At 71.8% G+C, this 20,398-nt stretch carries 16 protein-coding genes and 1 rRNA gene; 9 read left to right on the top strand and 8 right to left on the bottom strand.

Translation table 11 applies throughout. From position 1 onward, the window contains the following. Positions 1-92: ribosomal RNA gene (gene rrf, locus ACIGW4_RS30110) — 5S ribosomal RNA — on the top strand; the annotation flags it as partial. A 100-nt stretch (positions 93-192) separates the two neighbouring features. Here the strand turns inward: rrf and ACIGW4_RS30105 are convergent. From ACIGW4_RS30105 to ACIGW4_RS30085, 5 genes are read right to left on the bottom strand one after another with little or no spacing between them, the layout of a single operon-like run. After that, on the bottom strand, positions 193-1,503 hold the full coding sequence (locus tag ACIGW4_RS30105) for a DUF58 domain-containing protein (protein ID WP_399584099.1): 1,311 nt from the start codon (positions 1,501-1,503) through the stop codon (positions 193-195). Positions 1,504-1,515: 12 nt separating this feature from the next. After that, entirely contained in the window at positions 1,516-2,499 is a 984-nt protein-coding gene (locus tag ACIGW4_RS30100) for an AAA family ATPase (protein WP_398713114.1), read from the bottom strand. Further along, positions 2,496-3,710: a DUF4350 domain-containing protein gene (locus ACIGW4_RS30095; protein WP_399584097.1), complete on the bottom strand. Its 1,215-nt coding sequence runs from the start codon at positions 3,708-3,710 to the stop codon at positions 2,496-2,498. The genes ACIGW4_RS30100 and ACIGW4_RS30095 overlap by 4 nt, the downstream gene beginning before the upstream one ends. Further along, positions 3,707-4,399 carry a DUF4129 domain-containing protein gene (locus ACIGW4_RS30090; RefSeq protein ID WP_123452886.1) on the bottom strand — a complete coding sequence of 231 codons (693 nt, stop codon included), beginning with the start codon at positions 4,397-4,399 and terminating at the stop codon, positions 3,707-3,709. The genes ACIGW4_RS30095 and ACIGW4_RS30090 overlap by 4 nt, the downstream gene beginning before the upstream one ends. Before the next feature lie 4 nt (positions 4,400-4,403). Then, complete coding sequence (locus ACIGW4_RS30085) at positions 4,404-5,618, bottom strand: glycerophosphoryl diester phosphodiesterase membrane domain-containing protein (protein WP_398713111.1); 1,215 nt, start codon at positions 5,616-5,618, stop codon at positions 4,404-4,406. A 1,071-nt stretch (positions 5,619-6,689) separates the two neighbouring features. Between ACIGW4_RS30085 and ACIGW4_RS30080 the strand changes: the two genes are divergently transcribed. Then, on the top strand, positions 6,690-7,268 hold the full coding sequence (locus tag ACIGW4_RS30080) for a hypothetical protein (protein ID WP_399584093.1): 579 nt from the start codon (positions 6,690-6,692) through the stop codon (positions 7,266-7,268). On the opposite strand, the gene ACIGW4_RS30075 is transcribed toward ACIGW4_RS30080, so the two are convergent. Beyond that, the gene (locus tag ACIGW4_RS30075; protein ID WP_123452880.1) at positions 7,265-7,591 is read right to left on the bottom strand and encodes a deoxyxylulose-5-phosphate synthase; all 327 of its coding nucleotides are present in this window, start codon (positions 7,589-7,591) and stop codon (positions 7,265-7,267) included. The genes ACIGW4_RS30080 and ACIGW4_RS30075 overlap by 4 nt on opposite strands. Before the next feature lie 370 nt (positions 7,592-7,961). Between ACIGW4_RS30075 and mtrA the strand changes: the two genes are divergently transcribed. The 6 genes from mtrA to ACIGW4_RS30045 all read left to right on the top strand — a co-directional run bounded on the left by mtrA (position 7,962) and on the right by ACIGW4_RS30045 (position 15,342). Then, on the top strand, positions 7,962-8,639 hold the full coding sequence (mtrA, locus tag ACIGW4_RS30070; protein WP_010356958.1) for a two-component system response regulator MtrA: 678 nt from the start codon (positions 7,962-7,964) through the stop codon (positions 8,637-8,639). A 1-nt stretch (position 8,640) separates the two neighbouring features. Further along, on the top strand, positions 8,641-10,641 hold the full coding sequence (mtrB, locus tag ACIGW4_RS30065) for an MtrAB system histidine kinase MtrB (protein WP_399584085.1): 2,001 nt from the start codon (positions 8,641-8,643) through the stop codon (positions 10,639-10,641). A gap of 91 nt (positions 10,642-10,732) precedes the next feature. Then, positions 10,733-12,496, top strand: coding sequence for an LpqB family beta-propeller domain-containing protein (locus tag ACIGW4_RS30060; RefSeq protein WP_399584081.1), 1,764 nt, complete (start codon positions 10,733-10,735; stop codon positions 12,494-12,496). Between the two features lie 99 nt (positions 12,497-12,595). Continuing rightward, complete coding sequence (locus ACIGW4_RS30055) at positions 12,596-13,402, top strand: ComF family protein (RefSeq protein ID WP_399584079.1); 807 nt, start codon at positions 12,596-12,598, stop codon at positions 13,400-13,402. Positions 13,403-13,699: 297 nt separating this feature from the next. Further along, positions 13,700-14,380: a ribosome hibernation-promoting factor, HPF/YfiA family gene (hpf, locus tag ACIGW4_RS30050; RefSeq protein ID WP_030694148.1), complete on the top strand. Its 681-nt coding sequence runs from the start codon at positions 13,700-13,702 to the stop codon at positions 14,378-14,380. 209 nt (positions 14,381-14,589) lie between these two features. Next, positions 14,590-15,342, top strand: coding sequence for a response regulator transcription factor (locus ACIGW4_RS30045; protein ID WP_093875828.1), 753 nt, complete (start codon positions 14,590-14,592; stop codon positions 15,340-15,342). A gap of 194 nt (positions 15,343-15,536) precedes the next feature. Here the strand turns inward: ACIGW4_RS30045 and ACIGW4_RS30040 are convergent, their stop codons facing one another. Next, positions 15,537-16,700: a winged helix-turn-helix domain-containing protein gene (locus ACIGW4_RS30040; protein ID WP_399584075.1), complete on the bottom strand. Its 1,164-nt coding sequence runs from the start codon at positions 16,698-16,700 to the stop codon at positions 15,537-15,539. A 30-nt stretch (positions 16,701-16,730) separates the two neighbouring features. Then, the gene (locus tag ACIGW4_RS30035) at positions 16,731-17,321 is read right to left on the bottom strand and encodes a GNAT family N-acetyltransferase (RefSeq protein ID WP_123452869.1); all 591 of its coding nucleotides are present in this window, start codon (positions 17,319-17,321) and stop codon (positions 16,731-16,733) included. 239 nt (positions 17,322-17,560) lie between these two features. Here ACIGW4_RS30035 and secA point away from each other — a divergent pair, with 239 nt between their 5' ends. After that, complete coding sequence (secA, locus tag ACIGW4_RS30030; protein WP_123452867.1) at positions 17,561-20,392, top strand: preprotein translocase subunit SecA; 2,832 nt, start codon at positions 17,561-17,563, stop codon at positions 20,390-20,392. The last annotated feature ends 6 nt before the right edge of the window (positions 20,393-20,398 follow it).

Raw genomic sequence — 20,398 nt, 5'->3', positions numbered from 1 at the left:
CGCCCGGTTACATTCCGAACCCGGAAGCTAAGCCTTTCAGCGCCGATGGTACTGCAGGGGGGACCCTGTGGGAGAGTAGGACGCCGCCGAACAATCATTGTGGGAAAGCCCCGCACCTCATGGTGCGGGGCTTTTCTGCGTTTACGGCCCGGCCGGATCTCCCTTCGGGAGGAGATGACGCTGTCGCCGGGTTCAGAGGCGGCCGGCTGCCTTCAGGGCGAGATAGGCGTCCGCCAGGGCGGGAGCGAGGTTCTCGGGAGTGGCGTCGACGACCGTGACGCCGTGGCGCCGGAGCTGGTCCGCGGTGCGGGCGCGCTGGGACTGGGTCTGAGTGGCGGCCGCGGCCTCGTAGACGGCTTCGATCGTGCCGCGTCCCTCGGCCATGCGCGTGACACGGGGATCGGCGACGGAGGCCACCAGGACCGTGTGGCGCTGGGCGAGCTGAGGGAGGACCGGGAGGAGGCCCTCCTCGATCGGGGCGGTGTCGAGGCCGGTCAGGAGGACGATCAGTGAGCGGCGTGGAGCGCGTGCCAGGGCCGTCGCGGCGAGTCCTCGCGCGTCGGTCTCCACGAGTTCGGGTTCCAGCGGGGCGAGGGCGTTGACCACGGCAGGCAGGACGTCGCCGGCGGAGCGGCCCTGGACCTGGGCGCGGAGACGGCGGTCGTAGGCCAGGAGGTCCACGCGGTCGCCGGCGCGGGAGGCGAGCGCGGTGAGGAGGAGGGCCGCGTCCATGGAGGCGTCCAGGCGGGGGACGTCGCCGACGCGGCCGGCCGAGGTGCGGCCGGTGTCGAGGACGATCAGGATGTGCCGGTCGCGCTCGGGTCGCCAGGTGCGGACCGCGACGGCGGTCTGGCGGGCCGTGGCCCGCCAGTCGATCGAGCGGGTGTCGTCGCCGGGGACGTACTCGCGGAGGCTGTCGAACTCCGTGCCCTCGCCCCGGGTGAGCACGCTGGTGCGGCCGTCGAGCTCGCGGAGCCGGGCCAGGCGGGACGGCAGGTGCTTGCGGCTGGTGAAGGGCGGCAGGACGCGGACGGTCCAGGGGACCTCGTGGTGGCCCTGACGGGCGGCGAGGCCCAGGGGGCCGAACGAGCGGACGGTGATCCGTTCGGCGTGGCGGTCGCCGCGGCGGGTAGGGCGCAGGCTCGTGGTGAGTCGGCGGCGCTCGCCGGCGGGGACGGTCAACCGGCGGCGTGAGGAGGCCTGTTCGGTGCCGGGGAGCCAGCTGCTGGGCGGCCAGGCGTCACGGAGCAGGGCGCGGAGGCGGCGGCGGGACGGGTTGGTGACGGTGAGGTGGACCTCGGCACCGTCACCGAGTCGAACGGATGTATCACCACTTCGGGTGAATTGGAGCGTTCGTACTGGCGCCGCCAGAGCATAGTCGCACAGAATTGCGAGGGAGAGGGGCGCGTTCACCGCGAGCATCCCCGCCCAGCTGGGGGCGAGGATGCCGACGGGGAGCGATCCGAGGGCGGCGAGCAGCGCGGTTCGTCCGGTGAGGGCCATGGGGCGCCGTTCTCAGCGGGGGACGGGGACGTGGGCGAGGATCGAGTTGATGACGGAGTCGGGGGTGACCCCCTCCATCTCGGCCTCGGGCCGCAGGTGGATGCGATGACGCAGGGTGGGGAGAGCGAGGGCCTTCACATCGTCCGGGGTGACGTAGTCCCGGCCGGTGAGCCAGGCCCAGGCGCGGGCGGTGGAGAGCAGGGCGGTGGCGCCTCGGGGGGAGACCCCGAGCGTGAGCGAGGGGGATTCACGCGTGGCACGACAGATATCGACGACATAGCCGGCGATCTCGGCGGAGACCGAGACCTTGGCGACGGCGGCCCGGGCCGCTTCGAGCTCGGCGGGTCCTGCCACGGGGCGGACGCCGGCGGCCTTCAGGTCACGGGGGTCGAAGCCCTCGGCGTGACGGGTGAGGACGTGGATCTCGTCCGCCCGTGAGGGCAGAGGGACCGTCAGCTTGAGTAGGAAGCGGTCCAGTTGGGCCTCGGGAAGCGGATAGGTGCCCTCGTACTCGACGGGGTTCTGGGTCGCGGCGACCAGGAACGGCTCCGGGAGGGCGCGTGGCGTGCCGTCGACGGTGACCTGACGCTCCTCCATCGCCTCCAGGAGGGAGGACTGGGTCTTCGGGGGCGTGCGGTTGATCTCGTCGGCGAGCAGCAGGTTGGTGAAGACCGGGCCGGGCTGGAAGGAGAACTCGGCGGTGCGGGTGTCGTAGACCAGGGAGCCGGTGACGTCGCTGGGCATCAGGTCGGGGGTGAACTGGACGCGCTTGGTGTCGAGTTCGAGCGCCGCGGCCAGTGAGCGGACCAGGAGGGTCTTGGCGACTCCGGGGACGCCTTCGAGGAGGACGTGTCCCCGGCAGAGCAGGGCGACGACGAGACCGGTGACGGCGGGGTCCTGGCCGACCACGGCCTTCGCGATCTCGGTGCGCAGGGCCTCCAGGGAGGCGCGGGCGCTGTCCGAGTCCGTGGCGGTCTCGGGGGTCGGGGCGCTCATGAGGTGCGTACCTCTCTTTCGAGGGCGTCGAGTTGGTCCGCCAGGCGGATGAGGGTGGCGTCGTCGGCGGGAGCCGGGCCGAAGAGGAGGTTCCTGGGGGCCGCGGTCGTCTCGGGGAGACGGGCGGAGAGTGCGGGGAGGAGGCGGTCGGGGGAGTGGGCGTCCTGGACGGGGACGCCGAGCAGTGGGGCGAGCCGGGTGCGGGTCGCGGTGCGCAGGACGGAGGCGGCGCGGTCGCGGGCGTTCGCCTTGCGGTAGAGGCGGGCGCGACCCTCGGTGGCCTCGGAGGCGCGGAGGGCGACGGGGAGGCGCTCGGTGACCAGGGGGCCGAGGCGGCGGCCGCGCCAGAAGGCGGCCAGCAGGGCCGCGAGGGCGAGTTGGAGGGTGCCCCACAGCCAGCCGGAGGGGATGAGGGAGAGGAAGTTGCCCGTGGTGTCGCCGGCGGGTGCGTCGGTGGTGGCCGAGGTGTCGGAGAAGGAGGGGAGGTACCAGACGAGATGGGGCTGGGAGCCGAGGAGTTGCAGGGCCAGCGAGGCGTTGCCCCGTTGGTCGAGGCGGGAGTTGTAGAGGATGTCGGGCGAGCCGAGGAGGACGGTGTCGGTGGTGCCCGTGCCACTGCCGGTGCCGGGGAGGAGGAGCAGGGTGGGCAGGCCGTTGGACCGGTAGCAGGCCTCGGCGGAGGTGCCGGAGGAGGTCTCGTAGCGTTCGCCGCCGAGGTCGACGCTGCCGGCGCGGGTGGCGGCCGGCAGGGCGCAGCCGGGGGTGCGTTCCTCCACCGGGGTGCTCGGGGCGCTGGTGACGCCCGGGGCCAGGGTGCCGAGGGAGGCGCGGCCGGCGCCGACGAGGACCGTGCGGGTGGCGGAGCCGGTCATGGCCGAGTGAAGCGTGGACTGCTGAGTGCCCGTCAGCAGATCGGGGGCGGTGACCAGGAGGGTGGTTCCGGTGTCCGTGGCCGCCGTGGCCTCGGCCAGGGTGGTGGCGAGGGTGACGGTGACGCCGCGGGCCTTGAGGAGTTCGGCGACGGCGCGGCTGCCCTGCGGGTCGGCGGAGCGCGGGTCGAGGGCGTCGTGGGCGTCGGTGGACCGGACCGTCGCGAGGGCGAGGCCGCCGGTCAGGATCAGGGCGAGGACGAGGACCGCGCCGCGGACGCGGGTCCACACCTGGCGGGCGGAGGGGGCCGTCGAGGTGGTGCCGGTGACCGGGTGGCTCATGCGGGCGTCCCCGTGGAGGCGGTGTCGAGGGTCGGGCGGGTCCGTTCCAGGGCGGTGTCCAGTGCCTCGACGCGGCGGTACGCGGGCTCGTCGGCGGTGCGGCCGCCGTATGTGACGTCGTCGAAGGCGCGGGCCGCGAGGCGCAGGTCGTCCGCGTGGGAGGGGAGGGAGCGGCCGGCTTCGGCGGCGGCCTCGTCGGCGGTGCGGCCGGGGCGGGGTTCGAGGAGGGTGCGCTCCTCCAAGGAGCGGACGATGGCCCGCATCCGTTCCTGGACGGCTTCGTTCCAGCGGCCGGCGGAGGCGTGCCGGGCGGCGGCCGTCCGGTGGTCCCGGGCGGTGCGGGGGCCGTCGGTGAAGAGGGAGTCGCCGGTGGTGCCGGGTGCCCGGTTCGGGGTGCCGAGGCGCCACCAGAGGGCGGCGGCCAGGGCGGCCACCACCAGGACGATGACGACGAGGCCGAGGACGCCGCCCGGGGTGGCCCCCGAGGCGGCGCCGAAGAGGTCATCCAGCCACTCCCAGAAGCGGCTGAGGCCGCGCTGGAGGAGGTTCGGGTCGTTCTCGTGGTACTTCGGGTCGGACAGCTCCCGCTCCGCCGCCTCGCGGGCGGGGACGCGGGAGATGTCCACCGGTGTGTCGCCGTCGGCGCGCAGCCGTGCCGCTGCCGCGGCCGCTCCCCCCGTGAACGTCACCGCATCAGCCCCCGACGGTGTCGGTGCCCGGCGTGGGGCCGTAGCCGGGGAGGCCCGCGGCCCGGGCCAGTTCGAGGTCCAGGGCTTCGCGGCGGATGCGCTGGTCCACGTAGAGGAGGACGGTCACGCCGGCCGAGATCGGGTAGGTGATCGCGCTGGTGATCACGCCGCCGATGCCCGTGATGATCAGGAACGGCCAGCCGAACGTGGTGGTGGTGCCGGACAGCAGGCCGGAGAAGCCCCCGCCGTCGACCGCGATGCCGATGATGGTGAACGGAATCGCGATGATCATGGCGAAGAGGAAGATCAGCAGCTGTGTCAGCAGGGTGATGCCGAAGATCCGCCACCACGAGCCCTGCACCAGCTTCGCCGAGCGCTTCAGCGCCTGGGTGACGCCCCGGCGCTCCAGCATCAGGGCGGGGGAGGAGAGGCTGAAGCGGATCATCAGCCAGACGGCCGCCACCATGGCGCCGAGGCCGCCGAGGAAGGTCAGGGCCACGCCCGGGGCGCCGCCGATCAGGAGGCCGGGGAGCAGGCCGACGGTCACGATGCCGGCGGCCATCGCCGCGAGGAGCAGGGTCAGGCCGAGGAGCTGGAGCAGACGCGGGCGGGCCTCCTGCCAGGCGGAGCCCAGCGAGACCGGGCGGCCGAGGACCGCGCGGCTGATGATGACGGTCAGCAGGGCGGTGCTCACGAGCGAGGCCATCATCGTCACGAGGAGCGACGGGCCCAGGGCGATCAGGGAGGCCTGGGCCGAGTCGATGGACTGCTGCAGCTTCTCGGCGGGCGTGGCGTCCGCGTTGATCGCGGGGGGAGTCGGCACGAGGTAGCGCTGGGCCAGGATGTCGGCGATCTGGGAGATCACCGCGACCGTGACGGTGAGGGCGAGGACCGTGCGCCAGTAGGTGCGGAGGGTCTTCACCGCGCCGTCGAGGATCTCGCCCATGCCCATCGGACGCAGCGGGATGACTCCGGGCTTCGCGGCCGGGGGCCTGCCCCAGTGGACGTTCGGCGGCGGGGCTCCCCAGTTCTGGCCGGGGGCGGGCGGCGGGGTCCGATCGGTCGGCGGGGACCACTGGCCGGCGGGTGGCTGGTCCTTGGACCACTGGGCGGAGGAGCCGTTCGCCTCGGCCGAGGAGGGGGGCGCGGGGACCCCCGAGCCGTCCTGGCCGTCGGAGGGGGCGGATCCGGGCGAGGTCCAGCCCGGAGTGTCGTTCACGGTCGTCCACCTCGGAGGAATGGTCGCGGTGCCGGATCGGCGAACCGGCTCGGTCACGGCGGCCGACACCTGATACGGCGGCGGGCCGGGTGCCATCGTGCCACGCGGGGCCCGCCCATGGGCCGGAGCCTTGATCTCCTTCGTACCTTTGTCCGGACCGTCATTGTGCGAGCGGCAGGCGGCACACTGTGCGGATGCCCGATCAGGTCGCGCGAACCGCGCGCCGGCGGGCCGAGCGGGCCGCCCCTCCACGAGAGCGCGGTCCGGACAGGGGGAAGCGCTGTGGGACAGGTCACGGCAGGTAACGATTGGCTAGTGGGATGTTGTCCCAGCGCCTCATGAAAACGGCCCCCTCACCAGCGAGGTTCCGCCGATGAGAGGGCTGTGACATCCACCACTGACATCAGTCCCGGGCTTCGACCCCCGACGGGCCGATGTCGAGACTCCGCAGAGTGGCCGGCTGACGGAGCAATCCACCGAGCTGACCGATCGCGGCGATCACGTCCGGGTCGAGGGCTTCGGCGTAGATGTCAAGACCCGCGCACGGCGCGGGAGCGCGCCGCCTTTACGGCGGGGCCGCCACTGTCTTCGCCAGCGGCGGCCCCGCCCGGCGGCGCGCACGCCTGACAGCCCGGGTCGATGGGCGACCAAAGCAGGCCTCCAAGCACGGCAACCGTTACATGGCATGCGTAGCCACGAGCGCTGCCGAATGCGGCCAAGACGGGCGATCCCAAAGACGGCTGGCAGCGAGGGAGGGGTGATCCCTTGCGCATGGCCGGCCGACTGCCGGGCCTGAGGAGAGCGGGGCGCCGTACCCCCGCCGTCACGGATGACGGGAGCGTGAGGCGACCGCACCGCCGGGAAGGGGCGGGCGGGAGCAGCCGCTGCCGCGAAGTGGTGCCGGCCGGTGCGGTCGCTCCGCGTCGGTACCGGTCTCGCCGTGGCTGATGAGCGAGTCGTCTGGACACCAAGGCCTTGGGCACGCGGTGCTCGCCGCCCTGCCCTGATCCGGGAGGCAGGCCCCCGAAATCACGTGGCCCTCCCAGGGAGCGGGGCGCAGAATCCATCGGTGTGGGAACCGACATACATGGCTTCGTGGAGTGCCGTTCCACGTACCGCACGCTCGACGTCGAGGACGTGAGCGGCTGGCACGGTGCCATCTATCTGGACCTGCTGTACGGCGGGAGCGACTACGACGCCTTCGGTTGCCTGTTCGGTGTACGGAACCACGCGGGCTTCCGCCCCCTCGCCGCGGAGCGGGGGCTGCCTGAGGATGTCTCGGACGAGGCCCGGCGGGAGTACGAGGACTGGGGGCGGGACGCGCACCACGCGACGTGGATCGGGTGGGAAGAGCTGTCCCGGGTGGACTGGGACGAGCGGGCGGAGCGGGTGGACGATCGCGTCCACGAGTTCACGCGCGGGTCTTCCGGGGACTGGGTGCTGACCGGGAAGGGGTTCTGGGACCCCGACGACAGGCCGGAGGGGGACGAGTGGGTCCAAGACGGCCGACTCTTCCGGCGCGTGCGCATGAGCCGGCGGGATGCCGTGCCGGAGGGCGGCCAATGGGCTCCCGTGTGGGCGACGATGCGTGCCCTGGCCGACGTCCACGGCGATGAGCATGTCCGGCTTGTCGTCTGGTTCGACGGCTAGACGACGTAGCGCTTCAAGGCGCGCGCGACGGGTTCGCCGGTGCGGCGCGCGTACGCGGTGCGGGCCTTGACCTCGCGCAGGGTGGTGGGCCGCCAGCCGGGGCCTCCGCAGCAGCTCTTGTGGAAGCCGATCCCCGCGTGGAGAAGAACGGACAGCACTCGCCAGGCGTCCTTGTCCCGACGCCGGGGCGGCGCGAACGCCGAACCGGCGTGGATCATCGCTCGCGCACAGCGCGGACAGCGCCGCTCACGATCGGGACCGTGGAATTGCTTGTACGAGGCCCGGCACGGCAGGCACACGTAGGAGGTCTTGCCGTGGCTCATGGGGGCAGGTTAGGCGCTTGCGCGGCAGGGCTGCCAGGCAATTGCCTTGCTGACGTGGGTCAGCCGTCCCGAGTCGGTCGGATACTCGCTCGCGCCAGAATGGTTCGCCCCGTGCGCCAGCGGTAGGCACCTTTGCGGCGGCGGCGGCGTGGCGGCGGGCCGAAGAGACCGGCCCTCTCCATGGGCTACGCCGGGCGGTACACGGTACGGTTCTGCGCGACCACGGGGGACACGGGGGTGACATCCATGACTGACATCAACACCCACGAACACGGGCAGTCACCGACGGTGGATCAAGGACGTCACCGCAGGTCAGTGAGGTATCTCACCAGCCGCCTTAGGACTGATACGGAAATGGGATGATGTCGATATGAAGGGACGCGTTCTTGTCGTCGACGACGACACCGCACTGGCCGAGATGCTCGGCATCGTGCTGCGGGGTGAAGGGTTCGAGCCGTCGTTCGTCGCGGACGGTGACAAGGCGCTTGCCGCTTTCAGAGAGGCCAAGCCCGATCTGGTGCTGCTGGACCTGATGCTGCCCGGCAGGGACGGCATCGAGGTGTGCCGGCTCATCCGCGCCGAGTCCGGTGTGCCGATCGTCATGCTCACGGCCAAGAGCGACACCGTCGACGTGGTCGTGGGTCTGGAGTCCGGCGCCGACGACTACATCGTGAAGCCGTTCAAGCCGAAGGAGCTCGTCGCCCGTATCCGGGCGCGGCTGCGGAGGTCCGAGGAGCCGGCTCCCGAGCAGCTCACCATCGGCGATCTGGTCATCGACGTGGCCGGGCACTCCGTGAAGCGGGACGGGCAGTCCATCGCCCTGACCCCGCTGGAGTTCGACCTGCTGGTCGCGCTCGCGCGCAAGCCGTGGCAGGTGTTCACGCGCGAGGTGCTCCTGGAGCAGGTGTGGGGTTATCGGCACGCCGCCGACACCCGGCTGGTGAACGTGCACGTCCAGCGGCTGCGCTCGAAGGTCGAGAAGGACCCCGAGCGCCCGGAGATCGTGGTGACCGTCCGCGGTGTCGGCTACAAGGCGGGACCGAGCTGACATGAGCGGAGGCAGTGCTGCTCCGAAGCCCGGGGAGCCGGGAGTCCGTACGGGGCGGACTGCCGGACCGGGGCGGGGGGGCTCGCGATTCGGCCGTCTGTTGCGCGGCGGAGGGCTCCTCCGCAGCAGGCCGGTCCTCCGGCTCTTCGCGCGCTGGGTCCGCCGGCCGCTGCTGCCCGCCGTGCGGCTGTGGCGGCGGAACATCCAGCTGAGGATCGTCGCTGGCACCCTGTTCATGTCGCTCGGAGTGGTGCTGCTGCTCGGTCTCGTCGTCATCGGGCAGGTCCGCAACGGCCTGCTCGAGGCCAAGGAGAGGGCCGCCCAGAGCCAGGCCGCCGGAGGGTTCTCCGCCGCCCAGGACCGGGCGGCGACCACTCCCTCCGCGCCCGGCCAGCAGGACGGCGTGCGGACCGGGGCCTCGGTGAACTGGCGCTCCACGCTGGTCGAGCAGCTCGCCAGCGGCGGGCAGAGCGCGTTCAACGTGGTCGCGCTCTCCCTCGACAGCGGCGACACCGCGAGCCGGGGCGCCCGCGCCTCCGGCGAGGTCGACCCGACCACGAGCATCCCCGCCGACCTGAGGCACTGGGTCGCGCAGGGCACCGGCACCTTCCAGAAGTTCACGCGGATCCACTACACCAGCGGCAAGGCGTCCGAGCCGGGCCTGGTGATCGGCAAGCGGCTGAACGACGCCGACGGCGACCAGTACGAGCTGTACTACCTCTTCCCGCTGAGCCAGGAGGAGGACTCCCTCACCCTGGTCAAGGGCACCCTGGCGACCGCCGGGCTCTTCGTCGTCGTCCTGCTCGGCGCCATCGCCTGGCTCATGGTGCGCCAGGTCGTCACGCCCGTGCGGATGGCCGCCGGGATCGCCGAGCGGCTCTCGGCCGGCCGCCTCCAGGAACGCATGAAGGTCACCGGCGAGGACGACATCGCGCGCCTCGGCGAGGCCTTCAACAAGATGGCCTCCAACCTCCAGCTCAAGATCCAGCAGCTGGAGGAGCTGTCGCGGATGCAGCGGCGTTTCGTCTCCGACGTCTCGCACGAGCTGCGGACCCCGCTCACCACGGTCCGGATGGCCGCCGACGTCATCCACGAGGCCCGCGTCGACTTCGACCCGATCACCGCCCGCTCCGCCGAACTCCTCGGCGACCAGCTCGACCGCTTCGAGTCGCTGCTCTCCGACCTCCTGGAGATCAGCCGCTTCGACGCGGGTGCGGCCGCCCTGGAAGCCGAGCCGATAGACCTGCGCCAGGTCGTCCGCCGCGTCATCGGCGGCGCCGAGCCCCTCGCCGAGCGCAAGGGCACCCGGATCGTGGTCCTCGGCGACCAGCAGCCCGTGGTGGCCGAGGCGGACGCCCGCCGGGTCGAGCGGGTGCTGCGCAACCTCGTCGTCAACGCCGTCGAGCACGGCGAGGGCCGGGACGTGGTCGTGAAGCTGGCCGCCGCCGGCGGGGCCGTCGCCGTGGCCGTACGGGATTACGGCGTGGGCCTGAAGCCGGGCGAGGCGACCCGGGTCTTCAACCGGTTCTGGCGCGCCGACCCCGCACGCGCGCGCACCACCGGCGGCACGGGCCTCGGCCTGTCGATCGCCGTGGAGGACGCGCGGCTGCACGGCGGCTGGCTCCAGGCCTGGGGCGAGCCCGGGGGCGGTTCGCAGTTCCGGCTCACCCTGCCGCGTACCGCGGACGAGCCGCTGCGGGGGTCCCCGATCCCGCTGGAGCCCGAGGACTCCCGGCGCAACCGCGAGCAGGCCGCCGGGCGCGACCGGGAGAGCGGCCGGCTCACCGCCGTGCCCGCGCAGCCCGCCGGCGACCGGTCGGCGCTCGCCGTACCGCCGAGGCTGCCGGGGCCGCCGCGGGCGACCGTCGACCCGACGGCGCTGCCCGGCAGCGGCGCACGGGTCGTGGCGCGGACGACGACGGACGGCAACGGCGGGACGGGCCCGGCGACGGCCGGGGGGAACGGGCATCCGGAGCGGGAGGACGGGACACGTGGGCGCTGACTCCCGAGTGGAGCACGCGGGGCGGGGACGGAGTGCACGCGCGGTGGTCCTCGCCGCGTGCGGCGGACTTCTGGTGACCGGGTGCGCGACGATGCCCGACAGCGGGGACGTGCAGCCGGTGCGGGGCGCCGACACGGGCGACTCGCAGGTGCGCGTCTATGCCGTCGCCCCCCGGGAGAACGCGGACCCGGACGAGATCGTCGACGGCTTCCTGGAAGCCATGACGAGTGACGACCCCGGCTTCGCCACCGCCCGCAAGTACCTCACGAAGAAGGCCGCGCAGAGCTGGAAGCCGGAGGAGAGCATCACCGTGCTCACCACCGCGCCCGACCGCGAGCAGGCCGACCGCAACGCCGACCCCGAGAACCAGGGGCGTGCCTTCCCGCTCTCCGGCCGCAAGATCGCGACCGTGGACGCCCGCCACGCCTACCAGCCGAACAGCCCCACCGAGTACCTGCAGTCGATCCACGTCGTGCAGCAGCCGTCGGCGAACGGCAAGGGCAAGGAGTGGCGCATCGACGGCCTCCCGCCCGGGCTGGTCCTCGGCGAGGCCGACTTCCTCCGCAACTACCGCTCGGTCAACAAGTACTACTTCGCCTCCGGGGAGGACCAGGTCGTCGCCGACCCCGTCTACATCCGGCAGCGGCAGGACCCCGTCACCCGGATGGATCCGGTGACGCAGACGGTGAAGGCGCTGCTCGAGGGCCCGACGAACTGGCTGAAGCCCGCCGTCGACTCGCAGTTCCCCTCCGGTACGGAGCTGAAGGCCGGTGTCACCACCCTGACCACGGACGACCAGTCCACGCTGAGGGTGCCGCTCAACCACAAGGCGGACCGGGCCGGTGGCGAGGCGTGCCGGCGGATGGCGGCGCAGCTGCTGTTCACGCTGGGCGACCTGACCTCCGTACGGGTCGAGCAGGTGGAGCTGCTGGGTTCGGGCGGGCAGTCGCTGTGCCGGCTGGGCAAGGGGCAGGCGCTCGAGTTCGCGGCGGTGGGGAACACCGACCGCGAGGAGCACCCGTACTTCGTCGACGAGCACGACAAGCTGATGATGCTCCTGGTCGGGGACAAGCAGGCGGACGCGCCGGTCGAGGTGCCGGGGCCGTTCGGCAAGGGCACGGTGCCGCTCCGTTCGGTCGCCGTCGACCGGGGTGAGACCCGGGCCGCCGGGGTCGGGAAGAGCGGCCGTGAGCTGTTCGTCTCCTCCATCACCACGGAGCAGGACCCGCTGCCGCCCGTCCTCGCCAGCAGGGCCGCCCGGCCGGCCGACCGGTTGTCCGCGCCCAGCTGGGACGGCAGGGGCGATCTGTGGGTCGCCGACCGGGACCCCGCCGCGCCGCAGCTGTGGATGGTGCCGGACGGCACCGGGCACCCGGTCAAGGTCCGCACGCCGTGGCTCGGGGACGACGCCCGCATCGAGTCCCTGCGGGTCTCCGCCGACGGCGTACGGATCGCGCTGGTGGTCACGCGGGGCGAGCACACGACCCTGCAGATCGGCCGGATCCAGCGGCAGACGACGGGCGAGGAGCCGGTCGTCTCCGTCCTGGACCTGCAGCCCGCCGCGCCCCGGATGGAGTCGGTCACGGCCGTCTCCTGGGCCGGCCCCAGCCGTCTCGTCGTGGTCGGCAAGGAGGCGGGCGGCGTCCAGCAGATCCGCTACCTCCAGACCGACGGCTCGACCTCGGCGACCTCGGTGCTGCCCGGCCTGAACGGGGTTACCTCGGTGACCGCCCCGCACAAGGACACGGCGCCGGTGGTGGCCGACTCCGGCGACGACGGGATCGTGCGGCTCGCGCCGGGGACGAACTGGCGGCCGGTGATCAAGAAGGGGTTCTCGCCGGTCTACCCCGGCTAGGCCGGGGCCGGTCCCGGGACGTACCTGACGTACTCGGGGTTCCGCGGGCGGTTTTCCACAGGGGTGGCCGGGAGGGGGCCGGAGGCGCACAGTGGAGCCATGCGGGGGTGGTGGCGCGAGATCGCCGGGCTGGTGCTGCCGGTCGCCTGCGGAGGCTGCGGCAGACCGCGGACGGAGCTGTGCGCGGCCTGCGCGCACGCGCTCGCCGGGGCGCCGCCGCGCAGGGTGAGGCCCTCGCCGGAGCCCGCCGGGCTGCCCGTGGTCCACGCCGCCGCGCCGTACGCCGACGCCGTACGGGAGCTGCTCCTCGCCCACAAGGAGCGCGGGGCCCTCGCGCTCGCCGGGCCCCTGGGCGGCGCCCTCGCCGGGGCCGTGGCGGCCGCTGCCCCGACCGGGACGGCGGGGTCCGCGGACGGACCGCTGCTCCTCGTGCCCGTACCCTCCTCGCGGCGTTCCGTACGGGCGCGTGGCCACGATCCGACGCGGCGGATCGCGCTGGCCGCGGCGGCCCGGCTGCGGCGGTCGGGGAGGCCGGCGCGGGTCGTGCCCGTGCTCCGGCAGCGGCGGTACGTGGCGGATCAGGCCGGGCTCGGGGCGCGCGGGCGCCTCGCCAACCTGTCGGGGGCGCTGGAGGTCGTGCCGGGCGGGACGCGGCTCCTGACGGCGGGGCGGGTGGTCCTCGTGGACGACCTGATGACCACCGGCGCCTCGCTCGCGGAAGCGGCCCGCGCCCTCGGAGCCGTACACCTTCCGTTCATTCCTGGAATACCGCACGGTTTACCGACCGGTTCGGCGCAGCGCGGAATCGAACAGCGGGTAGCGGCTGTGATCGCATCCTCTCCCGCTTCGTTCGAAATAAACCGGAACTCGTCGGAAACTTCGATCGTTGCAGGTGGTGAGAGGTGAAAGCACCCGTACGGAGGTATGTCGCGGTAGCGGGTGCCGACACCCGTCCGAAGGGGCTATGTTCGGTTGTGAGGAATGGCGAATGCCATCGCCTCGGCGAATACATGGTTGCGCCTACAGGACAGGAGTTCAGGGCGAATTAACCTCTTGTCGATGGGGTGGAGATCTTGTCGACTGGGCAGGAGGAGAGGCGAAGTCGCCAAGTCCGAGCTCCGGTGACACCACCGGAGTCTGGTGCAAAGGGAGATGCCCGGCGGCCAAGGAGCCGACCAGGGCGATCCGGGAACGGAGTTCTGCGTGGACATCGTCGTCAAGGGCCGCAAGACCGAGGTGCCCGAGCGGTTCCGCAAGCACGTGGCCGAGAAGCTGAAGCTGGAGAAGATCCAGAAGCTCGACGGCAAGGTGATCAGCCTCGACGTCGAGGTGTCCAAGGAGCACAACCCGCGGCAGGCCGACCGGTCCGACCGCGTGGAGATCACCCTCCACTCCCGAGGCCCGGTGATCCGGGCGGAAGCGGCGGCAGGCGACCCGTACGCAGCGCTCGACCTCGCCAGCGACAAGCTCGAGGCACGACTGCGCAAGCAGCACGACAAGCGATACACCCGGCGTGGCAGCGGCCGGCTTTCCGCGGCGGAGGTCGGGGACGTGGTGCCCGGCGCCGCCAAGCTCAACGGAGACGGCCAACTGGCCGTCGACGAGACCGAGAAGGTGCCCACCACGATGATGGGATCCATCGAGGTCCAGGGCGAGGGCCCGCTCGTGGTCCGCGAGAAGACCCACCGGGCCGCACCGATGACGCTCGACCAGGCGCTCTACGAGATGGAGCTGGTCGGGCACGACTTCTACCTCTTCGTCGACTCCGACACCAAGCAGCCGAGCGTCGTCTACCGGCGACACGCCTACGACTACGGCGTCATCCACCTGGAGAGCGACCCGCTCGCCGAGGGCGGCGGCGCCGGTGGTGCGCTCGGCGGCTGATCCGCCGCACCGCACCGCCTCCGAACAGGTGTCCCTCTCGGTGCCCCTGGAGCGCAATGCGCGCCCCCAGGGGCACCCCCGTGCGCCCGCGGAGCACCCCCGCCGTCGCCCGGGCATGAAATCATGGCGTGCACGCCAACCGGTGCCGTTCGAGTACGGGTTGGAGGACCGGAAACGAATTCAGGCCACGGCCTTCAGGGGGAGGAACGATGGCGGACAGCTTCGGGCCGGTGCTCAGCGAGCGCGAGCACGGTGGTGCGGTCCCGGAGGGATCGGAATCGGACAGCGGGGCATTCCGCAAGGAGCCGATCCGGGTTCTCGTCGTGGACGACCATGCCCTCTTCCGCCGCGGACTCGAGATCGTCCTCGCGCAGGAAGAGGACATCCAGGTCGTCGGCGAGGCCGGGGACGGTGCCGAGGCCGTCGACAAGGCCGCCGATCTGCTCCCCGACATCGTCCTGATGGACGTACGGATGCCCCGGCGCGGCGGCATCGAGGCGTGCACCTCCATCAAGGAGGTGGCCCCCAGCGCGAAGATCATCATGCTGACGATCAGCGACGAGGAGGCCGACCTCTACGAGGCGATCAAGGCGGGGGCCACGGGCTACCTCCTCAAGGAGATCTCCACCGACGAGGTCGCCACCGCGATCCGCGCGGTCGCCGACGGACAGTCGCAGATCAGCCCGTCGATGGCGTCCAAGCTCCTCACCGAGTTCAAGTCGATGATCCAGCGCACCGACGAGCGCCGGCTCGTGCCCGCGCCCCGGCTGACCGACCGCGAGCTGGAGGTCCTCAAGCTCGTCGCGACCGGCATGAACAACCGGGACATCGCCAAGGAGCTGTTCATCTCCGAGAACACGGTGAAGAACCACGTCCGGAACATCCTGGAGAAGCTGCAGCTGCACTCCCGGATGGAGGCCGTGGTGTACGCCATGCGGGAGAAGATCCTCGAGATCCGCTGAGGCTCCGCCCGCGGGACGCCCCTGCCGGGGGTCCGGGGGTCGTCCCCCGGGGGAATGCAGTGCCATGCGGGAGAAGATCCTCGAGATCCGCTGAGGCTCCGCCCGCAGGACGCCCCTGCTGGGGTCCGGGGGTCGTCCCCCCCGGGGGGATGCAGTGCCACGCGGGAGGAGATCCGCCGAGGCCGGGCCGAGCCTCAGGCGAGGGCCTTGAGCAGCTCGGGCAGCAGCTCCGGGCGGTCCATCCGCTCCACCGTCACCGCGTCGCAGCCCACCCACTCGGCCGCCTCGCGCAGGGCCCGTGCCACCGCCGGCACGGCCTTCGGACCGTCGAGCGTCACCTGTCGGGCGACGAGCGTCCGGCCCTCCCGCGCCGGGTCCACCCGGCCGACGAGACGGCCCCCGGCGAGCACCGGCATCGCGAAGTAGCCGTGGATCCGCTTCTGCTTCGGCACGTACGCCTCCAGACGGTGCGTGAAGCCGAAGATCCGCTCCGTGCGCGCCCGCTCCCAGATCAGCGAGTCGAAGGGCGAGAGCAGCGTCGTGCGGTGCCGGCCGCGCGGCTCGGCGGCGAGCGCCGCCGGATCCGCCCAGGCGGGCTTCCCCCAGCCCGCCACCGTCACCGGCACCAGCCCCGAGGCCTCGACCACGGCGTCGAACTGCTCGCCCTTGATCCGGTGGTAGTCCGCGATGTCCGCGCGCGTGCCCACGCCGAGGGCCTCGCCCGCCTGCCGCACCAGGCGCCGCACGCACTCGGCGTCGTCCAGCTCGTCGTGGAGCAGCTCCTGCGGGATCGCCCGCTCCGCCAGGTCGTAGACGCGCTTCCAACCGCGTCGCTGGGTGACCACGACCTCGCCGTACATCAGGGCCCGCTCGACGGCGATCTTGCTGTCGGACCAGTCCCACCACTCGCCCTTGTTCTTCGCGCCGCCCAGCTCGGTCGCCGTCAGCGGGCCCTGGTCCCGCAGCTGTTCGATCACCTTCTCGTACGCCCCGGGCGACAGCTCGTGCCCCCAGTGCGGCCGGTCGCGGTAGGCGCGCCGGCGGAAGGCGAAGTGCGGCCACTCCTCGACGGGCAGGATGCAGGCGGCGTGCGACCAGTACTCGAAGGCGTGAGCCCCCGTCCAGTACGCCTCCTCCACGGTCGTGCGGCCCACGGCGCCCAGCCGCGCGTACGGGATGAGCTCGTGGGAGCGGGCGAGGACGGAGATGGTGTCGAGCTGGACCTGGCCGAGCGAGCGCAGGACCCCGCGCACCCCGGCCCTGCGGTCGGGCGCGCCCAGGAAGCCCTGGGCGCGCAGGGCGATCCTGCGGGCTTCGTCGGCGGACAGTTCGGCGGCGGGGCGCGGCGCAGTCGTCATGGACCGCACCCTAGGCCCCGGCACCGACAGTCACGCCGCCTCCGCCGGACGCTCGGGCGCCGGGAGGTACGGCAGGGGGCTCGGCAGGCCGAAGTCGGAGGGGAGCAGGGCGCCGATCCAGCTGTCGCGGAGGGTGCCCTTGTTGGCCAGGGCCGCGCGCTGCACGCCCTCGACGACGAAGCCGACCCGCTCGGCCACCGCGCGCGAGCCGGCGTTGCCGACTTCGGCGCGCCAGATCAGGCGGGTGCAGCCGAGGCCGGTGAAGGCCCAGTGGGCCACGGCGCGGACGATCTCCGTCATGTGGCCGGCGCCGCGGTGCTCCTCGGCCAGCCAGTAGCCGACCTCCCAGACGCCCGCGCCGCGACTGCTCAGACCGACCGAGGCGAGCAGCGGGCCGCCCTCCACGGGTTCGGCGGCGAAGGTGTACTCGGTGTCCTCGCGCCAGCCGTCGGGGACGAGGCGCTGGACGAAGAACTCCGCGTCCTCGCGCTTGTACGGGGAGGGGACGGTCGTCCAGCGCTGGATGCCGGGGTCCTGGCAGATGGCGTACACGGTGTCGACGTCCTCGGGGACGAAGGTCCGCAGGCGCAGCCGGTCGGTGGTGAGGGTGATGGGATCCATGCCGGGATTGTGGTGACCCCGGGGGCCGGAAGCGAACACTTTTCGGGTGGGGCGGCACCTTCCGCCCACCTCGTGCGTTCTCTTTACGAGCGGACGTACGGCTCCGGCACTGCGGGCCTCCCTGTGCGAGGGCGGTCTCGCTTACGATGGCCGTTGCGGTGGGGACCACCTGCCGTGCCCGCGCTCGCGTCCATCACAAGACCCAGTGCCAGGCCCGACCGGCAAGGAGACCAGCCTCAGTGTCCGTCTTCAACAAGCTCATGCGTGCAGGCGAAGGCAAGATCCTGCGCAAACTGCACCGCATCGCGGACCAGGTCAACTCCATCGAAGAGGACTTCGTCAACCTCTCCGACGCCGACCTGCGGGCGCTCACCGAGGAGTACAAGCAGCGGTACGCCGACGGCGAGAGCCTCGACGACCTGATGCCCGAGGCCTTCGCGACCGTCCGCGAGGCCGCCAAGCGCGTCCTCGGCCAGCGCCACTACGACGTCCAGCTGATGGGCGGCGCCGCTCTCCACCTCGGCTACGTCGCCGAGATGAAGACCGGTGAGGGCAAGACCCTCGTCGGTACCCTCCCGGCGTACCTCAACGCGCTCTCCGGCAAGGGCGTCCACCTGATCACGGTCAACGACTACCTGGCCGAGCGCGACTCCGAGCTCATGGGCCGGGTGCACAAGTTCCTCGGCCTGACCGTCGGCTGCATCCTGGCGAACATGACGCCGGCCCAGCGCCGCGAGCAGTACAACTGCGACATCACGTACGGCACGAACAACGAGTTCGGCTTCGACTACCTGCGCGACAACATGGCGTGGTCCAAGGACGAGCTCGTCCAGCGCGGCCACAACTACGCCTGCGTCGACGAGGTCGACTCCATCCTCGTCGACGAGGCCCGTACGCCGCTGATCATCTCCGGCCCGGCCGACCAGGCGACCAAGTGGTACGGCGACTTCGCCAAGCTGGTCACCCGACTGAGCAAGGGCGAGCCCGGCAACCCGCTCAAGGGCATCGAGGAGACCGGCGACTACGAGGTCGACGAGAAGAAGCGCACCGTCGCCATCCACGAGGCGGGCGTCGCCAAGGTCGAGGACTGGCTGGGCATCGACAACCTCTACGAGTCGGTGAACACGCCGCTCGTCGGTTACCTGAACAACGCCATCAAGGCGAAGGAACTGTTCAAGAAGGACAAGGACTACGTCGTCATGGACGGCGAAGTCATGATCGTCGACGAGCACACCGGCCGTATCCTCGCCGGCCGCCGCTACAACGAGGGCATGCACCAGGCGATCGAGGCGAAGGAGGGGGTGCAGATCAAGGACGAGAACCAGACGCTCGCCACGATCACCCTCCAGAACTTCTTCCGCCTCTACGACAAGCTCTCCGGCATGACCGGCACGGCCATGACCGAGGCGGCCGAGTTCCACCAGATCTACAAGCTCGGCGTCGTCCCGATCCCGACGAACAAGCCGATGCAGCGCAAGGACCAGTCCGACCTGATCTACCGGACCGAGGTCGCCAAGTTCGCCGCCGTCGTCGACGACATCGCGGAGAAGCACGAGAAGGGCCAGCCGGTCCTCGTCGGCACGACCTCCGTCGAGAAGTCCGAGTACCTCTCGCAGCAGCTCGCCAAGCGCGGCATCCCGCACGAGGTCCTCAACGCCAAGCACCACGAGCGCGAGGCCAGCATCGTCGCCCAGGCCGGTCGCCGCGGCGCCGTCACCGTTGCCACCAACATGGCCGGCCGCGGTACGGACATCAAGCTCGGCGGCAACCCGGACGACCTCGCCGAGGCCGAGCTGCGCCAGGCGGGCCTGGACCCGGTCGAGCACGTCGAGGAGTGGGCCGCGGCCCTGCCCGGGGCCCTGGAGCGCGCCGAGAAGGCCGTGAAGGCGGAGTTCGAGGAGGTCAAGGAGCTCGGCGGGCTGTACGTCCTCGGTACCGAGCGCCACGAGTCCCGCCGTATCGACAACCAGCTGCGCGGTCGCTCCGGCCGTCAGGGCGACCCCGGCGAGTCCCGCTTCTACCTCTCGCTCGGCGACGACCTGATGCGCCTCTTCAAGGCGCAGATGGTCGAGCGCGTGATGGCCATGGCCAACGTGCCGGACGACGTGCCGATCGAGAACAAGATGGTCACCCGCGCCATCGCCTCCGCCCAGTCCCAGGTCGAGACCCAGAACTTCGAGACGCGCAAGAACGTCCTGAAGTACGACGAGGTCCTCAACCGGCAGCGCGAGGTCATCTACGGCGAGCGCCGCCGCGTCCTGGAGGGCGAGGACCTGCACGAGCAGATCAAGCACTTCATGGACGACACGATCGACGACTACATCCGCCAGGAGACCGCCGAGGGCTTCGCGGAGGAGTGGGACCTCGACCGTCTGTGGAACGCCTTCAGGCAGCTCTACCCGGTGAAGGTCACCGTGGAGGAGCTGGAGGACGCGGCCGGGGACCGGGCGGGCATCACCGCCGAGTTCATCGCCGAGTCCATCAAGGACGACATCCACGAGCAGTACGAGGCGCGCGAGAAGCAGCTCGGCTCGGACATCATGCGCGAGCTGGAGCGGCGCGTGGTCCTCTCCGTCCTCGACCGCAAGTGGCGCGAGCACCTCTACGAGATGGACTACCTCCAGGAGGGCATCGGCCTGCGCGCCATGGCGCAGAAGGACCCGCTGGTCGAGTACCAGCGCGAGGGCTTCGACATGTTCACCGCCATGATGGAGGGCATCAAGGAGGAGTCCGTCGGCTACCTGTTCAACCTGGAGGTCCAGGTCGAGCAGCAGGTCGAGGAGGTCCCGGTGCAGGCGTCCGCTCCCTCGCTCGCCAAGGAGGACGCGCCCGCCGCGGCAGCGGCTCGTGGCACCGTGGCCGGTGCCGGGCGTCCGGAGATCCGCGCCAAGGGGCTCGACGCCCCGCAGCGGCCGGACCGGCTGCACTTCTCCGCGCCCACCGTGGACGGGGAGGGCGGTGTCATCGAGGGCGACTTCGCCTCCGACGACGTGGAGGGCGACGGGATGACCCGGGCCGAGCGTCGCAAGGCGCAGAAGAACGCGGGCGGCGGGCGTCGCCGCAAGAAGTGACGCGTC

It is taken from the genome of Streptomyces sp. NPDC053513 (assembly GCF_044544765.1).
Classification (GTDB): domain Bacteria; phylum Actinomycetota; class Actinomycetes; order Streptomycetales; family Streptomycetaceae; genus Streptomyces; species Streptomyces litmocidini.
The sequence above is the reverse complement of the archived record's forward strand: the minus strand, read 5'-3'. Positions and strand labels throughout refer to the sequence as shown.